Consider the following 14,485-nt stretch of genomic DNA (forward strand, 5'->3'; position numbering starts at 1 on the left):
TCTTCGCCCCCATCAATAATTTAAAGAGAGCGCATGGCTGAAATTCTCTTTTACCACCTGACAGAATCGACACTGGATGAAGCCCTGCCGGGGCTTGTAGAACGCTCCCTCGGGCGCGGTTGGCGTGTGACGATTCAGGCCGTGAGTGATGAAAGACGGGATGCGCTCGATAGTCTGCTTTGGACATTCTCTGACACATCTTTCGTGGCTCATGGCACCGACAAGGAACCGCACCCTGAACAGCAGCCGGTGCTACTGACAACCTCTGAAGCCAATCCAAACGCAGCAACGGTTCGCTTTCTCGTGGAAGGTGCTGCATTGGAACAAGCGGGCGGCTACGAGCGACTTGTTGTCATGTTTGACGGGCATGATCAGGATCAACTCGAACATGCTCGCGCGCAGTGGAAAGCCTTCAAGACGGAGAACCACGATTTGACCTACTGGCAACAGACACCAGATCGTCGTTGGGAGCGCAAAGCCTGATGCGTGCAATTTTCGTTGCGATGATTATTGCGGGTTTTGGTCTCGCCCTTGGTTATCCCTGGTATGTGCGTCACTTCACTGGTGACGAGATTGGCCGTTGGCCAATTCTGGAAAGTCGTCAGGGTGGCTTCATCACACAAGAAATCAAGCTTGAGGCGAGCGACGCGCCTGTACGTATTTTCCTCGATGCAGTGCCGCTGCCTGGCTATGTGCCTGCCGAGCGCCGCTCGGCCGTAACGCTGGCCGTGAGCCGGAATGGAGTTCCCGTTCTGTCGCAAGGTCTCGATTTCGCTTCGACCAGTAGCTCTATCAACACAGATCGCCCGCAGGATGGCAGCGTGTTGCGCCAGAGTGCAGGCGATATTGATCCGGTTTTATCCGGCACTTATGCTTTCCGCGCCGTGCAGGGCAATACGGATGGCCTGCAACTCTCCAAAGTCGAAGTGGTGCTGAGGCGAGGGGCTGAAGAAGCTGATGAGACCTACACCACGATTGGCCTCATCATTGGCGTGCTTGGCGTTTATGCGCTTATGCGGACGCGTATTCGCCGCCCGCAAGTTTAATCAGCCATTGCCTCTTCATATTCGGAAGACATTTCAAGCCATTTGTCTTCCGCATCGGCAAGCGCTGATTTCGCTTCGCTCATCTCTTTATTGATCCGGATCGCTTTCTGTGGTTCCTTTTCATAAAGAGCGGGGTCTTCCAGCTGCGATGTGAAACCGTGAATCTGTTTCTGCAGTTTCTGCATCAAGCTCTCGGTTTCCTTGATCTTTTTGAGCAGGGGGGCCAGTGTTTCGCGCTTCTGGGCGGCAAGTTTACGCTGTTCCGCCTTATTGACCTTCGGACCTTCTTCGCGCTCTGAAGCCTGTTCACCCTTGGCATCGGCGAGAACAATCTGGCGGTATTCGTCCAGATCGCCATCAAATGCTTTTACGCCACCCTCACGCACCAGCCATAGCCGTTCCATGGTCGCTTCGATCAGGTGACGATCATGCGCGATCAGAATAACGGCGCCGTTGAAGGCGTTGAGAGCGTGAACCAGCTCCTCGCGGCTATCAATATCAAGGTGGTTGGTCGGTTCGTCGAGGATCAGCAGGTTTGGGCCATGGAAAGTCGCAAGGCCCATTAGCAGGCGTGCCTTTTCACCACCTGAAAGATCCTTAGCGGGCGTCAACATTTTCTCAGTCGAAAGCCCCATCTGGGCAACGCGTGCACGAACTTTGGCTTCAGGTTCAAGCGGCATCAGCTTGCGCACATGCTCAATCGCGTTGTCTTCCGGTATCAGATCATCCATCTGATGTTGGGCAAAGAACGCAACTTTCAGATTGGGCGAAAGCGTGAGATTGCCTTTTTCGGGCTGCAACCGTCCGGCAATCAGCTTGGCAAGCGTTGACTTACCATTACCGTTGGAGCCGAGCAGTGCAATGCGATCATCATTGTCGATGCGCAGCGTGACGTTTCGCAACACAGGCTTACCCGGCACATAGCCGACATCGGCATGGTCAAGCGCGATGATCGGCGAGGCGGCTTTTTTTTCCGCGTCAGGGAAGCGGAATGGCTGCACATTGCTTTCGATGTAAAGGTCTATCGGCTTCAGCTTCTCCAAGGCCTTCATACGCGATTGCGCCTGTCTGGCCTTCGACGCCTTGGCACGGAAGCGTTCCACAAAAGCTTCCATGTGTTTGCGATGTGCTTCCTGTTTCACATGGGCTTTTTGCTGAAGCTCCAGCATTTCATGACGTTGCCGCTCGAACTGATCATAGTTGCCACGCCAGAAGCTGATTTTCTTCTGATCAAGATGCATGATTGATGACGTGGCAGAATTCAGCAGATCGCGATCATGGCTGATGATGATGACGGTATGCGGATAGCGCTTCACATAATCAACAAGCCACAACACGCCTTCAAGATCGAGATAGTTGGTTGGCTCATCGAGCAACAGCAAATCCGGCTCAGCAAAAAGCACGGCTGCGAGTGCCACGCGCATACGCCAGCCGCCCGAGAAAGCGGATGCGGGGCGGCGTTGTGCTTCTGTGTTGAAACCGAGACCGGACAGGATCGCGCCTGCGCGTGATTCCGCCGAATGTGCATTGATATCGGCCAGTCGGGTATGAATTTCGGCAATGCGATGCGCATCGGTCGCTGTTTCAGCTTCTTCGAGAAGTGCTGTTCGTTCCTTGTCCGCCTTCATGACGATTTCAATCAGCGCATCTTCCGTGCCGGGAGCTTCCTGAGCCACCTGACCGATGCGTGTGTTCTTCGGCAGAGAAATGCTGCCGGTCTCGGAAGCCATATCACCGGTAATCACGCGGAAAAGCGTGGATTTTCCAGTGCCGTTGCGGCCAACAAAACCCGTCTTCGATCCCGCAGGCAGTGTGACACTGGCGTGGTCGATCAGAAGGCGTCCGGCGATGCGTACAGAGATATCGTCAAGAATAAGCATGGTGAGAAGGCTTTTGCACGGCTTGAGAAATTTCCGCAAGTATCATCTGAACCAATATCAGGCGAAGCGGCGTCCTGCTTCAGTGCGCTGAAACTGAATGAGATCAAGTGACGGCGCATCCGCACTCAAACGCGTGAGTGCTGAATGAATTTGCCCGCGATGGTGCGTCTGATGATTAAAGAGATGAGCGAGTGCTGGCGCGACGCGTTGGCTGATGGTGCGCACATTGGTTGCCGTCATATAGGTGAAGCGTCCTGCGAGCTGTGCGGCATTCATGCTTTCAACATAGTTGCAGATACGTTCGTCTTCTGCCTTCCTCATATCCCGTAGCTTGATGAAATCGTCGGTTATAATGGCATCAAGCTGGTTGGGGTGATCACCTTCGCCGGTGAAGCGCTTCATCCAGATGCGATCCGTCACCAGAAGATGATTGAAAGTACGATGGATCGAGCCGAAGAAAAGGCCGAGGTCGAGCCTGTAATCCACATCGCTCAGATCGGCCGCTGCGGAATAGAGCAGTTCATTGGCCCAGCGATTATAATAGGCGAACATTTGAAAGTGCTGTTCCATCTTTTCCCCGCATGTGAATCGAATTTACACATCTATGCAGTCAATTTTCTGCCGTCTCAAGATGATAAGAGGCAAGGCTGAGGGGGCTACCCCTTGGCAATTGAGGCTATCAACGCTATAGAGCCTCACTTTTCAAATTTTCCATCAAACAAGGTGTCATAATGGCAATCGAACGTACCTTCTCCATGATCAAGCCTGATGCGACCCGCCGCAACCTGACCGGTGCTATCACCGCTAAGCTCGAAGAAGCTGGTCTGCGCGTTGTCGCTTCCAAGCGCGTATGGATGAGCCTGCGTGAAGCTGAAGGCTTCTACGCTGTTCACAAGGAACGCCCTTTCTTTGGCGAACTGACTGAATTCATGTCTTCCGGCCCAACCATTGTTCAGGTTCTCGAAGGCGAAAACGCAATTGCCAAGAACCGTGAAGTCATGGGCGCAACCAACCCTGCAAACGCAGACGCTGGTACGATCCGCAAGGAATTCGCTCTGTCGATCGGCGAAAACTCGGTTCACGGTTCGGACGCTCCTGAAACAGCTGCTGAAGAAATCGCTTACTGGTTCTCGGGCACTGAAATCGTCGGCTAATTGCTGATAGATGAATTGAAAAAGCCCGGTCTCGCGACCGGGCTTTTTTATTTAAGCATTGAGGCGATCAAAGGCTTTGTGCAAGCCTTGCCAACTCGTCACCACCTTCATCGATCAGGACGAGTTTTCCAGAATCCATTTTATATGAACGCGTCTTGCCAAGCACATCGAGGAATTTGCGTTCCTGATTCATCAGCGCAGGCGGGCATTGCATATAGGTGGAGCCAATCTCGGCGAATGAAATATTGCTGCCCGAGATCGTCGCCTTGCTCATGAAGCGGTTGCAGCCACCCGAGCCGCTGACAGTGCCGTTTGAATCAACCAGAAGGGTGGTCTGGGCAGTATCGACTACGCCGCCGCCTTGAATGTCTTCTGCGAGCCAATCCTTGCCTTCAATACCAATGGCAACCGATTCATCCGCGCTTTTACGAACCATTACGACTTTAAGTTCAATTGGTTCCTGAGGGTTTTTCGGGTCAACTGTGTAACGTTCGTCGGTTACAAACCAAAGCGTATCACCTGCAACAATGCGCGCCTGAAGGGCATAGGTGTGTTGCGGCTCGATCTCATCAGTATCGAAATTGATTGCAAAAGGGATTGGCGATCCCTGTGGTGCTTCTATCCGCGTTTCGCCGATGGTCTTGGATGGCGCATCGGCAAGAGATACATCGGTGAGCTGCACAACAAGGTGCGCTTCTGGTGGGAGAGCGATGCGCTCGCGATAAACAACCTTACCGCTGATTGTTTTGTCAGCGGCAATACTGGCAGTCGGCATGGACGTCGTAAAAAACATGGCAGCACCGCCGAGCACACCAATACCCGCAGTGAGCGCTGCCACGATTGAAAGAGTTTTCGTCAGTCCTTTTAGCATCGCCAAATCCGAAACTTCCGTTCCCCGCATTTGTTGTCATGTGCTTTGAGCGGCGCTAACAATCTGTCGATTGGTTCATTGGCCCAAGCTCAATGGCATCAAGATTCATGAGGCAGACAATAAACGCCGCTTCATGTGAAAATTGTGGCAGCGCGGTAACACGCTATCCAAAATACCCTATATTCTAGTGGCTTAAATAGTTAATTCGCCATTAAATAGCGCGAGCGAAATTCTTTCCAATGTAAAAAAGAATTTCATCTGCGACAACTTGCCCAAAAGAAGAAGCGTTCAGTGCTTCTGCCAGCGTTCTCGACTTTGGTCGTCTTCAGCCTTTGATTCGACCCAGCTGCCGGTGCCGCCGTCAATCAAATGCTCGCGTTTCCAGAACGGCGCTCCAGTTTTCATGAAGTCCATCAGGAATGACGCGGCTTCAAAAGCGGCCTGACGATGAGCTGATGCCGTGACGACCAGGACAATGTTTTCGCCAGGTTTAACAAGACCATAGCGATGGATGATAGAAATACCCGATAAAGGCCAGCGACTGATCGCTTCATCGACAATACGACGAATCTCTGCTTCCGCCATGCCGGGATAGTGTTCCAGTTCAAGCGCGGAAAGTTTTCCGCCTTCATCACGACAAAGGCCGGTAAACGTAACGATCGCACCAATATCCTTGCGACCTTCGCCAAGCTTGCGGATTTCTTCAGCAACATCGAAATCCTCGGGGCGCACGCTCACAAAAAGCGGGCATGTCGCTTGTCTGGACATTTCAACCACCCGTCATGGGTGGGAAAAGCGCTACTTCATTGCCGTCTTTGACGAGTTCGTCATGTTCGGCATGTTCCTGATTGATGGCCGCACGAATGACTGTCTCATGCTCGAAAGCAGCTTCATACTCTTCGCCGAGGTTTTTGAGGTGAGAAATCAGCTCCCCAACACTGATGGTCTGGGAAGGAAGTTCGATAACCTCTTCTCCCTTGCCGATCTTCTCGCGCACCCAGGCGAAATAGATGAGATTTACGCGCATAGTTTTAGTCCATGACGTGTTTGAGGCCAGCGCGGAAATAATCCCAACCGGTGTAAAGAGTCAGGATCGCAGAAATCCACAGCAGGCCAATGCCCATTTCAGTCGTATATGGTAGGACTTTGTCCCCGGCAGGGCCAGCAAGAAGGAATGCAAGTGCTACCATCTGTGCAGTGGTCTTCCACTTTGCCAGCTGAGAAACCGGAACGCTAACCTTCAGCTCAGCGAGATACTCGCGCAGGCCAGATACCAGAATTTCACGGCAAAGAATGATGATGGCTGCCCAGAGCGTCCATCCAGCAATTGTTCCATCGGCTGCAAGCAACAGCAGGCAAGCGGAAACAAGAAGTTTGTCAGCAATCGGATCAAGCATACGGCCGATCGTTGATGTCTGCTGCCAGATACGAGCCAAATAGCCATCGAAGAAATCTGTGATGCTGGCGATGGCGAAAATTGCAAGCGCCGTCCAGCGAGACGTATCACTGGATTGCAGACGTCCCTCCACGAAGAAGCACAAAACGACAAGCGGAACGGCGATAATCCGTCCGTAAGTCAGAATGTTAGGTAGGGAGAGAGTGTGATTTTTCCGCATAGCACCGCCGCATTCGTTATGGGAGCACATCAACAGGGATGACAAAGAAAATCAACACCTGTGGACGTGTTCTACCGGGGCGTAATGACGCCTGTGGAAGATTAGCTGCCCAAACCCGGACAAAATTACGTCAACGGTCATGAAAATGATCGTGAATGGTCTTCGCCATGGCTTCAGAGATGCCATCAATCTGCATCAGATCTTCAACTGCAGCACGAGATACCGCTTTCGCGGTTCCGAAGTGATGCAAAAGTGCTCGCTTTCTTGAGGGACCGATTCCCGAAATCTCATCCAGCGGATTGGCGACCATTTCCTTCTTGCGACGCGCGCGATGTGTGCCGATGGCAAAACGGTGTGCTTCGTCGCGCATACGCTGAACGAAATAAAGAACGGGATCGCGTGGCGGCAGTGTGAAAGGTGGTTTGCCCTCGATAAAGAAACGTTCGCGCCCAGCTTCGCGGTCAACGCCCTTGGCAATGCCAATGGCTGTCACAAGATGGCTTATGCCAAGTTCGCCCAAAATCTGGCGAACGGCTCCAACCTGTCCCTGACCGCCATCGATAAGAATAAGGTCGGGCCAGGCAGGGAAAGCATCGTTGATGGCTTCCGGGCTTTCCGCATCCATTACTGGCTCCGGCGCAGCATGTTCTTTAACCAGTCGCGAGAATCGGCGCTCGATCACTTCGCGCATCATGCCAAAGTCATCGCCGGGCGTGATGTCGGTCGATTTAATATTGAACTTGCGATACTGATTCTTGACGAAGCCTTCAGGGCCGGCAACGATCATGCCGCCGACTGCATTCGTACCCATGATATGCGAGTTATCGTAAACTTCGACACGGCGTGGCGCATTGGGCAAACCGAATGCCTCGGCCAGTCCTTTGAGCAGTCTTGCCTGCGAGGATGTTTCTGCCAGACGACGTCCCAGCGCTTCGCGGGCATTGGTCAGGGCGTGGTTGACCAACTCCACCTTTTCGCCGCGTTGTGGAACATTGACCTGAACGCGATGTCCCGCGCGCGATGAAAGTGCTTCAGCGAGAAGCGACTGATCTTCGACTTCTTCTGAAAGAAGAACGAGCTTCGGGCAGGGCTTGTCATCATAAAATTGCGACAGGAAAGCGCCGAGAACTTCCGCTGCTCCTAGCGAGCTGTCGGCTTTCGGAAAATAGGCGCGATTGCCCCAATTCTGACCGGTACGGAAGAAGAAGACCTGAATACAGGTCATGCCACCTTCCTGATGGATTGCGAAAACGTCGGCTTCTTCAACCGTCTGCGGGTTGATGCCCTGATGCGATTGCACATGGGAAAGTGCGGCAAGACGATCACGATAGACCGCCGCGTGTTCAAAATCGAGATCGGCGGACGCCGCCTGCATGGCCGCTGCCAGATGATCCTTCACCCTCTGGCTCTTGCCGGAAAGGAAGGCCTTGGCCTCACTGACAAGCTCTGCATAATCCTCGTCGCTGACCTCATGCGTACAAGGGCCGGAACAGCGCTTGATTTGATAAAGCAGGCAGGGACGGGTGCGCGTTTCAAAAACTGAATCCGTGCAGGTGCGCAGCAGGAACGCGCGCTGAAGCGCATTGATCGTGCGACCAACGGCACCCGCAGAAGCAAAAGGGCCGAAATACTCGCCTTTGCGCGAGCGTGCACCACGATGCTTGAAAATGCCGGGCGCGCGATGTCCGCCACTCAGCAGAATATAAGGAAACGATTTGTCGTCACGCAGCAGAACGTTAAAGCGTGGGCGCAAGCGTTTGATAAGATTCGCTTCCAGCAGCAGCGCTTCGGTCTCTGTACGCGTAACAACGAATTCCATCGTCGCCGTTTCGCCGATCATACGCGTGATACGGTTGGAATGTCCGATGCCGCGCGCATAGTTAGAGACGCGTTTCTTGAGGCTGCGGGCTTTGCCGACATAAAGCACGTCACCATCGCTATTGAACATGCGATAGACGCCGGGATTATTTGGCAAACGCTTGACGAAAGCATTGATAATGTCTGCGCCGCTCAAGCCTTTTGTATCTGGAAGACCATCTGACGAATCCCACTGAATGGAATCGGCCGCCGAGGCAACAGCAGGCGTTTCCTCGATTGCATCATCGTCGTCATCGTTCTCTGCATCGCCCATGATAATGCCCGCCACATCCTGCTCATCATCCGATGGCAGGCGTGAAATAGGATCATCATTGGGTTTGCGTGGTCCAGTCATTCTTTAATTCCTGCTATATCCGGCGTTTCCCATGCCAGATGCTGACCGCCATCAAGCGCAATCATCTGGCCAGTTACGGAACGGCTTTCCCAGAAATAGCGAATAGTGCGTCCAAATTCGGACAAATCAGGTGCGCGCTGCAATGGCAGATGGCTCACCTGTAACTTAAAGTCACTGATATCCTGACGCTCGCTGGGCAGCGTGGGGCCGGGAGCAATGGCATTGACACGAATACGTGGTGCAAGTGCCTGCGCAAGCGTACGCGTCGCATTCCAGAGCGCCGTCTTCGACAACGTATATGAAAAGAAGTGCGGGTTCAGCTTCCAGACACGCTGGTCGATGACATTCACAATAAGGCCGTCTTTACCTTCCGGCAGAGCCTTGGCCAATTCTTCAGCAAGGATCACTGGTGTTTTCAGATGAATCGCAAAATGGCGATCCCAAAGCTGCATATCAAGATTACCGATGCGATCGTCTTCAAACAACGAAGCATTGTTGACCAGCAAACGAATCGGTCCCAATTGCGCTTCTGCCTGTTGCAGCAAGCCACGAACATCATTTTCATTCGCCAGATCAGCCTGCACAACACCGGCTTTTCCGCCGTTAGCCACGATTTTGGCCGCCAGTGCCTGACCTTCCGCAACTGAGCGGTTACAATGAATAGCTACCGGAAAGCCGTGTGCTGCCAGATCTTCGACAATGGCTTTTCCTATGCGTCTTGCGCCTCCCGTCACCAGAACAGGGCAATTTGCAAGCAGGTTGGTTTCCGGATTTTCCAACAGGGTAAACACTTTCTTATCGTGATTCATCGCTTCGATTCATGCCATTTTGCCGGAAAAAATACAGCTAAAAATAGGGGGGATGCCGATTACTGCTGACAAAAACCTAGCAAATTCAGTAGTTTCGATTTGGCCCAACTTTTTCTGTCCCAAAATAGTGGCTCTCTATTTTCCTATATAAGCGCCTGAAACGAGCGTTGCGAGAATGCAACATCGCAATTTTGCCACCTTCTCGTCAGGTTCTCTCCACAGAAGGGGGCAGATCGTGCCGCAATTACCGACGATATGTCAGTCCTGTCAGCGCGGCATGAGCGGTTCACTCCCGAAATTGCTGCTCACCCGATAAGGGACCGCGCTAAAGGTAATTTAGTCAAGGAGAATGCTATGCGCACTCTTAAGTCTCTCGTAATCGCCTCGGCTGCGCTGCTGCCGTTCTCTGCAACTGCTTTCGCTGCTGACGCCATCATGGAACAGCCTCCTGTTCCAGCTCCTGTTGAGATGGCTCCACAGTACAGCTGGGCTGGTGGTTACACCGGTCTGTACCTCGGCTACGGCTGGAACAAGGTAAAGACCAACACCGACGGCGCAATCAAGCCTGACGATCTGAAGGCTGGCGCATATGCTGGCTGGAACTTCCAGCAGGACCAGTTCGTATACGGTGTTGAAGGTGACGCAGGTTACTCTTGGGCCAAGAAGTCCAAGAATGGTCTTGAAGCCAAGCAGGGCTTCGAAGGCTCGCTCCGTGGCCGTCTTGGTTACGACCTGAACCCAGTTATGCCTTACATCACCGCTGGTGTTGCTGGCTCGCAGGTTAAGCTCGACAACGGCGTTGAAGACGAAAGCAAGTTCCGCGTTGGTTGGACTGCTGGTGCCGGTCTCGAAGCTAAGCTGACCGACAACATCCTTGGTCGCGTTGAATACCGCTACACCCAGTTCGGTAACAAGACCTACGACCTCGGAACCGAATCGGTTCGCAACAAGCTCGACACCCACGACATCCGCGTCGGCGTTGGCTACAAGTTCTAATTACTACGTAATTGAACGAAAAAACCGGGTAGGAAACTACCCGGTTTTTTTTATTGCCTGATTTTCTATGGCATTCAGCGAACGAGAGTGAACGATCGTACGCGAAACGCGCTACAGCATAATTCCCTAAAACTGAATCAGTTTAAGGTAAAATTGTGCTGTAAACATAAAGTGTTAGAGCGACCTTTGTGCGCCCAGTAGGGTGAGCGGCGCTTTATGCGTGTGGCAGAAGTTTTGAAAGCTCAGGATGCAGCTCTTCAAATCGCTTCATCCAGCGCTTGAGCTTCGGACGACCGCGCTCCCATTTTCCTTCAAAGCGCAGACCCAGATAACCAAGGGTGGCAGCCACCGCCAGATGACCGCCATGCAGCTTGCCAGCAAGGCGCGGTGGAGCTTCATTTAGAAGATCGAGTGCGCGTTCGGCCTTACGCCATTGCAGATCCAGCCATGGCTGATGCACTTTTTCTTCCGGGCGCATACGACGCTCGTAAACATGGGCGAGCAGAACGTCAGCCAAACCGTCTGCAATCGCTTCAAAACGCTCAGCATCCGTACGCTTTTCGGCATTGCGCGGAAAAAGCTTGTTCCCCGATACGCGGTTCAAATATTGCATGATCGCGCGGCTATCGAAGACGGACTTGCCATCATCTGTAAGCAAGGTCGGGATTTTACCCAATGGATTGGCGCTGACGAGGTTATCCGGTTCTGCCGAGGTGGTAACGACCACGCTTTCAAACGGGATGCCTGCATGGGCTGCTGCCATACGCACCTTGGCGCTATACGGCGAGGCGGGCGAATAAAGGATCTGAGTCATCACGATTCCTGAGGTTTAGGACTATCTTGTCGCGGGCATCATAACGGATCGGCTGCGACATGCATTGGCGTTAACCTGTTCGCAGGCACGAAACTTCAGGTCTTTCGTCATGCAGATGCGCACTTCCTGAAGGTAATTTCTATTGCAGGCGACCGATATTCCGTCCGGCTTCATTCCCGGATTGGCGGTTATAAACGCTTTTTCAACAAGCATCGGATCAACACGACGGTTTCCAGCCATGCTCCGAAGGCTCGGAGGGATGTTCACATGCTGATAGGCTTGACGGACGGTTGCGAAATATTCGTTCTGAGGAAGGCCGGAGCAGCTTCCATGCTTGCGCCATTGATGCGCGACCAGCCCTGTGGACGGCATGATATCCGAAATGCTTGAAACGATTTGTCGGGGAACAAAACTGCCACGGCTGCGAGCATTGTCGAACTGACAATTGGCCGGATAGCCCCATTCGTTTTGTGGCCAAAGCCCATGAACGACAAAACTGAAAGGGCGATTGGTCCCGCATTGCTGCCTGTTTGCTCTCGGACCTTCCGAAGCGCAATAGCTTGGCGACCATGAAAGAGACAGCACATAGAAATCAAATTTACCGGGGCTGCTGTTGCCCCGGTCTTGCGCCACTGCGGGTAGCGCTGCAAAGGAAGTGGCAAGAAGGGCGGCTGAGATCGCCGCCAGTTTGCGCAGCATTGCCTATCCTATCAACGTAGGACGCGGCATTTTGCGTCGTACACGGCCCAGCGATCAAAGCCATCTACGCAAAATTCGACATTCTTGCCGACGCCTGCAAAGCCCTGACCTTCTTCAACCATGTACCAGACCGAACGATTCTGGCCATCGCTGAGAACAGCCGTTGCCTTGCAATAGGTGCGCTCGATCTGGGCCGGATTGTTCTTTGGCTCATAGCGGGTCAGGCGAACATCGCTCATTGCAGAAATGCCAACCTGTGGAAGGTTTGGTACGTTGCGAACCTGATAGCCGAAATCAGAAACGACGCTGCGCAGAATGCTCTGCTGACTGCAAAGACCGGCATCACCAACGGCTGTCGGTGCTGATGTCAGATAATCTGCAGCATTTGCGGGCAGGGAAGCGAACGTCAGGGGAAGAACCGATGCAGCCAGAAGTGCTGCACGAGAAAACTGTCCGATGCGATCCAACTTGCGTTGCATATCTCTATCCTGTCTCACAATTCGAGCGTGATGCTCGTTTTATTAAATTGGCTGAGTTGCAGTTTCTTTCAGCAACGGGCAGCGGTCAAGTGCGATCCGTCTCGCTGCGTATCCATTGAATGCTGAAATTGCTCCCCTTTTCTTCACTAAGCAACTTGGTAAGGCAGGGAAGCAGGGTTTGCATCTCACTTTCCAGTGTATAGGGCGGATTGACGACAATCATTCCAGTGCCATCAAGCCTCGGCTCAAGCGATGGTGCGCGAATCGCAAGTTCAATGCGCATGATCTTCGGAATTTCGGTTTCCCGCAGACGCTTTGAGAACCGTTCCGTCTCTTTACGGTCCTTGACTGGATACCAGAGCGCATAAGTACCGCCGGGAAAACGCTTGTAAGCCTTAACCAGCCCGTCAACGAGGCGATCAAATTCGCCTTCTATTTCAAACGGCGGATCAACCAGCACCAGACCGCGTTTCTCCTTAGGCGGCATATGTGCGCCGAGCGAAAGCCAGCCATCAAGCTCAATGACGCGCGCCTGATAATCGCCGTCAAACAGCTTCGCCAGCTTTTTGGCATCCTGCGGATGAAGTTCCAGTGCCGACAAGCGATCCTGTTTGCGTAAAAGATGACGGGTCAGAAGCGGCGAGCCGGGGTAATGCCGCAGATCTTTACCATTGTTCACCGCGCGCACCACGTCGAGATAAGGCTGCAACAATTCAATGGCGGCTGCTGGGATTTCGTCTTTTTCGACTGCATCGAAAACACGGCTGATCCCGCCGGTCCATTCGCTGGTTTTGCCAGCTTCGGTGCCGCGCAGATCGTAAAGGCCGATACCCGCATGGGTATCGATCACGCGAAAGGCTTGATCCTTGCGCTTGAGATATTCAACAATGCGGGAAAGGATGACGTGCTTGACAACATCGGCAAAATTCCCGGCGTGATAGGCGTGACGATAATTCATGTTCGCGCTTGTTTCATGCCTCGTCGCTTTCGGCAATATCCCTGCTTCACCAAATGTGACATATAACTGTCATCATCCGCTCTCATCCGAGTCGAGTCTTCCATGTCTGGTAGCGTACTGCTGATTGTCCTTTGTGGCGCGTTTTTCCACGCAAGCTGGAATGCTATCGTCAAAGGAGGCAGTGACAAATTTTTCGCAGCCGCCTGCATCACCGGTGCTGCTGGTCTGATTTCACTGTTTTTCCTGCCTTTTTTGCCACTGCCGCATCCATCGAGCTGGATTTTCATAGGCCTCTCGACCATAACGCAGATATTCTACATGTCTCTGGTCGCAGCTGCCTATAAATCGGGTGACATGAGTGAAGCATATCCGATCATGCGCGGCACGCCACCTTTGCTGGTGGCACTTGTCAGCGCACCTTTGATTGGTGAAGCCATTGGCTGGGGCGGCTGGGTAGGCATTATCCTGATCTGTAGCGGCGTTCTTGCAATGGCGCTCGAAGCGCGACGTCGTAACGGCGGCACATCGAGCAAAACCGCTTTGCTTGCGCTTGCCAATGCAGGTTTCATTGCAACTTATACCATCATTGATGGCGTCGGCGTACGGGCATCGGGTAACACGCTGTCCTATACGCTGTGGCTGTTTCTGATAAACGCTTTTCCGCTCGGGTGCTGGGCGCTTTATCGTGAGCCGGATCGTTTTCTCAATTATGTTCGTAACCGATGGCGCACGTCGCTGATTGGCGGAATTGGCACTTTGGCCTCTTACGGCTTGGCACTGTGGGCAATGACAATGGCTCCAATCGCGGTCGTCGCAGCTTTGAGAGAGACGGCAATCCTGTTTGGTGTTCTCATTTCAGCACTTATTCTCAAAGAGAAAGTGGGCCTGCCACGTTTTCTGGCTGCGGGCTTCATTGTGCTCGGTGCCATTACCTTGAGACTTTCTTGAAAA

General features: G+C 52.9%; 17 protein-coding genes. 5 read left to right on the forward strand and 12 right to left on the reverse strand.

All coding sequences use genetic code 11. The annotated features are described in order from the left end of the window. Window positions 1-33 precede the first annotated feature (33 nt). A complete protein-coding gene (locus ABWV94_RS01290) occupies window positions 34-483 on the forward strand; it encodes a DNA polymerase III subunit chi (protein ID WP_353412494.1) in 450 nt (149 codons plus the stop codon). Continuing rightward, on the forward strand, window positions 483-1,046 hold the full coding sequence (bspB, locus tag ABWV94_RS01295) for a type IV secretion system effector BspB (protein WP_113498189.1): 564 nt from the start codon (window positions 483-485) through the stop codon (window positions 1,044-1,046). Before ABWV94_RS01290 ends, bspB begins: the two co-directional genes overlap by 1 nt. Here the strand turns inward: bspB and ABWV94_RS01300 are convergent. Continuing rightward, window positions 1,043-2,926: an ABC-F family ATP-binding cassette domain-containing protein gene (locus ABWV94_RS01300; protein WP_113498187.1), complete on the reverse strand. Its 1,884-nt coding sequence runs from the start codon at window positions 2,924-2,926 to the stop codon at window positions 1,043-1,045. The two genes, bspB and ABWV94_RS01300, sit on opposite strands and share 4 nt — an antisense overlap. Window positions 2,927-2,983: 57 nt before the next feature. After that, window positions 2,984-3,496: a DinB family protein gene (locus tag ABWV94_RS01305; RefSeq protein WP_007874340.1), complete on the reverse strand. Its 513-nt coding sequence runs from the start codon at window positions 3,494-3,496 to the stop codon at window positions 2,984-2,986. Between the two features lie 161 nt (window positions 3,497-3,657). On the opposite strand from ABWV94_RS01305, the gene ndk reads away from it, so the two are divergent. Next, complete coding sequence (gene ndk, locus ABWV94_RS01310; protein ID WP_007874342.1) at window positions 3,658-4,080, forward strand: nucleoside-diphosphate kinase; 423 nt, start codon at window positions 3,658-3,660, stop codon at window positions 4,078-4,080. Between the two features lie 67 nt (window positions 4,081-4,147). On the opposite strand, the gene ABWV94_RS01315 is transcribed toward ndk, so the two are convergent. From ABWV94_RS01315 to ABWV94_RS01340, 6 genes are all read right to left on the reverse strand, one after another. Then, entirely contained in the window at window positions 4,148-4,951 is an 804-nt protein-coding gene (locus tag ABWV94_RS01315; RefSeq protein ID WP_007874349.1) for a YbaY family lipoprotein, read from the reverse strand. A 288-nt stretch (window positions 4,952-5,239) separates the two neighbouring features. After that, window positions 5,240-5,719, reverse strand: a complete 480-nt coding sequence (locus ABWV94_RS01320) for a molybdenum cofactor biosynthesis protein MoaE (RefSeq protein WP_113498185.1) — start codon at window positions 5,717-5,719, stop codon at window positions 5,240-5,242. 1 nt (window position 5,720) lies between these two features. Then, window positions 5,721-5,978: a molybdopterin converting factor subunit 1 gene (gene moaD / locus ABWV94_RS01325; RefSeq protein WP_113498183.1), complete on the reverse strand. Its 258-nt coding sequence runs from the start codon at window positions 5,976-5,978 to the stop codon at window positions 5,721-5,723. Window positions 5,979-5,982: 4 nt separating this feature from the next. Next, the gene (pgsA, locus tag ABWV94_RS01330) at window positions 5,983-6,567 is read right to left on the reverse strand and encodes a CDP-diacylglycerol--glycerol-3-phosphate 3-phosphatidyltransferase (protein WP_007874352.1); all 585 of its coding nucleotides are present in this window, start codon (window positions 6,565-6,567) and stop codon (window positions 5,983-5,985) included. Window positions 6,568-6,697: 130 nt separating this feature from the next. After that, window positions 6,698-8,779: an excinuclease ABC subunit UvrC gene (uvrC, locus tag ABWV94_RS01335; protein WP_105518346.1), complete on the reverse strand. Its 2,082-nt coding sequence runs from the start codon at window positions 8,777-8,779 to the stop codon at window positions 6,698-6,700. Then, window positions 8,776-9,588 (reverse strand): SDR family oxidoreductase, encoded by an 813-nt coding sequence (locus tag ABWV94_RS01340; protein WP_113498181.1) that lies wholly within the window; start codon window positions 9,586-9,588, stop codon window positions 8,776-8,778. Before ABWV94_RS01340 ends, uvrC begins: the two co-directional genes overlap by 4 nt. A 354-nt stretch (window positions 9,589-9,942) precedes the next feature. Between ABWV94_RS01340 and omp25 the strand changes: the two genes are divergently transcribed. Further along, window positions 9,943-10,584 (forward strand): outer membrane protein Omp25, encoded by a 642-nt coding sequence (gene omp25, locus ABWV94_RS01345; RefSeq protein ID WP_007874355.1) that lies wholly within the window; start codon window positions 9,943-9,945, stop codon window positions 10,582-10,584. A 214-nt stretch (window positions 10,585-10,798) separates the two neighbouring features. Here omp25 and ABWV94_RS01350 read toward each other — a convergent pair whose 3' ends face one another. The 4 genes from ABWV94_RS01350 to ABWV94_RS01365 all read right to left on the reverse strand — a co-directional run bounded on the left by ABWV94_RS01350 (window position 10,799) and on the right by ABWV94_RS01365 (window position 13,534). Continuing rightward, window positions 10,799-11,398: a glutathione S-transferase gene (locus ABWV94_RS01350; protein ID WP_113498179.1), complete on the reverse strand. Its 600-nt coding sequence runs from the start codon at window positions 11,396-11,398 to the stop codon at window positions 10,799-10,801. A gap of 21 nt (window positions 11,399-11,419) precedes the next feature. Beyond that, window positions 11,420-12,097: a ribonuclease T2 family protein gene (locus tag ABWV94_RS01355; RefSeq protein WP_113498177.1), complete on the reverse strand. Its 678-nt coding sequence runs from the start codon at window positions 12,095-12,097 to the stop codon at window positions 11,420-11,422. Window positions 12,098-12,108: 11 nt separating this feature from the next. After that, on the reverse strand, window positions 12,109-12,576 hold the full coding sequence (locus ABWV94_RS01360) for a hypothetical protein (RefSeq protein WP_007874362.1): 468 nt from the start codon (window positions 12,574-12,576) through the stop codon (window positions 12,109-12,111). A gap of 85 nt (window positions 12,577-12,661) precedes the next feature. Then, window positions 12,662-13,534 (reverse strand): 23S rRNA (adenine(2030)-N(6))-methyltransferase RlmJ, encoded by an 873-nt coding sequence (locus tag ABWV94_RS01365; RefSeq protein WP_113498175.1) that lies wholly within the window; start codon window positions 13,532-13,534, stop codon window positions 12,662-12,664. 102 nt (window positions 13,535-13,636) lie between these two features. On the opposite strand from ABWV94_RS01365, the gene ABWV94_RS01370 reads away from it, so the two are divergent. Then, window positions 13,637-14,482 carry an EamA family transporter gene (locus ABWV94_RS01370; RefSeq protein WP_113498173.1) on the forward strand — a complete coding sequence of 282 codons (846 nt, stop codon included), beginning with the start codon at window positions 13,637-13,639 and terminating at the stop codon, window positions 14,480-14,482. The last annotated feature ends 3 nt before the right edge of the window (window positions 14,483-14,485 follow it).

This window comes from Brucella sp. NBRC 12953 (genome assembly GCF_040369775.1).
Classification (GTDB): domain Bacteria; phylum Pseudomonadota; class Alphaproteobacteria; order Rhizobiales; family Rhizobiaceae; genus Brucella; species Brucella pseudogrignonensis.

Bases quoted from the DNA above. Each gene is read 5' to 3' on its own strand.
- ABWV94_RS01290 (WP_353412494.1), top strand. From the start codon at position 34: ATGGCTGAAATTCTCTTTTACCACCTGACAGAATCGACACTGGATGAA.
- bspB (WP_113498189.1), top strand. From the start codon at position 483: ATGCGTGCAATTTTCGTTGCGATGATTATTGCGGGTTTTGGTCTCGCC.
- ABWV94_RS01300 (WP_113498187.1), bottom strand. From the start codon at position 2,926: ATGCTTATTCTTGACGATATCTCTGTACGCATCGCCGGACGCCTTCTG.
- ABWV94_RS01305 (WP_007874340.1), bottom strand. From the start codon at position 3,496: ATGGAACAGCACTTTCAAATGTTCGCCTATTATAATCGCTGGGCCAAT.
- ndk (WP_007874342.1), top strand. From the start codon at position 3,658: ATGGCAATCGAACGTACCTTCTCCATGATCAAGCCTGATGCGACCCGC.
- ABWV94_RS01315 (WP_007874349.1), bottom strand. From the start codon at position 4,951: ATGCTAAAAGGACTGACGAAAACTCTTTCAATCGTGGCAGCGCTCACT.
- ABWV94_RS01320 (WP_113498185.1), bottom strand. From the start codon at position 5,719: ATGTCCAGACAAGCGACATGCCCGCTTTTTGTGAGCGTGCGCCCCGAG.
- moaD (WP_113498183.1), bottom strand. From the start codon at position 5,978: ATGCGCGTAAATCTCATCTATTTCGCCTGGGTGCGCGAGAAGATCGGC.
- pgsA (WP_007874352.1), bottom strand. From the start codon at position 6,567: ATGCGGAAAAATCACACTCTCTCCCTACCTAACATTCTGACTTACGGA.
- uvrC (WP_105518346.1), bottom strand. From the start codon at position 8,779: ATGACTGGACCACGCAAACCCAATGATGATCCTATTTCACGCCTGCCA.
- ABWV94_RS01340 (WP_113498181.1), bottom strand. From the start codon at position 9,588: ATGAATCACGATAAGAAAGTGTTTACCCTGTTGGAAAATCCGGAAACC.
- omp25 (WP_007874355.1), top strand. From the start codon at position 9,943: ATGCGCACTCTTAAGTCTCTCGTAATCGCCTCGGCTGCGCTGCTGCCG.
- ABWV94_RS01350 (WP_113498179.1), bottom strand. From the start codon at position 11,398: ATGACTCAGATCCTTTATTCGCCCGCCTCGCCGTATAGCGCCAAGGTG.
- ABWV94_RS01355 (WP_113498177.1), bottom strand. From the start codon at position 12,097: ATGCTGCGCAAACTGGCGGCGATCTCAGCCGCCCTTCTTGCCACTTCC.
- ABWV94_RS01360 (WP_007874362.1), bottom strand. From the start codon at position 12,576: ATGCAACGCAAGTTGGATCGCATCGGACAGTTTTCTCGTGCAGCACTT.
- ABWV94_RS01365 (WP_113498175.1), bottom strand. From the start codon at position 13,534: ATGAATTATCGTCACGCCTATCACGCCGGGAATTTTGCCGATGTTGTC.
- ABWV94_RS01370 (WP_113498173.1), top strand. From the start codon at position 13,637: ATGTCTGGTAGCGTACTGCTGATTGTCCTTTGTGGCGCGTTTTTCCAC.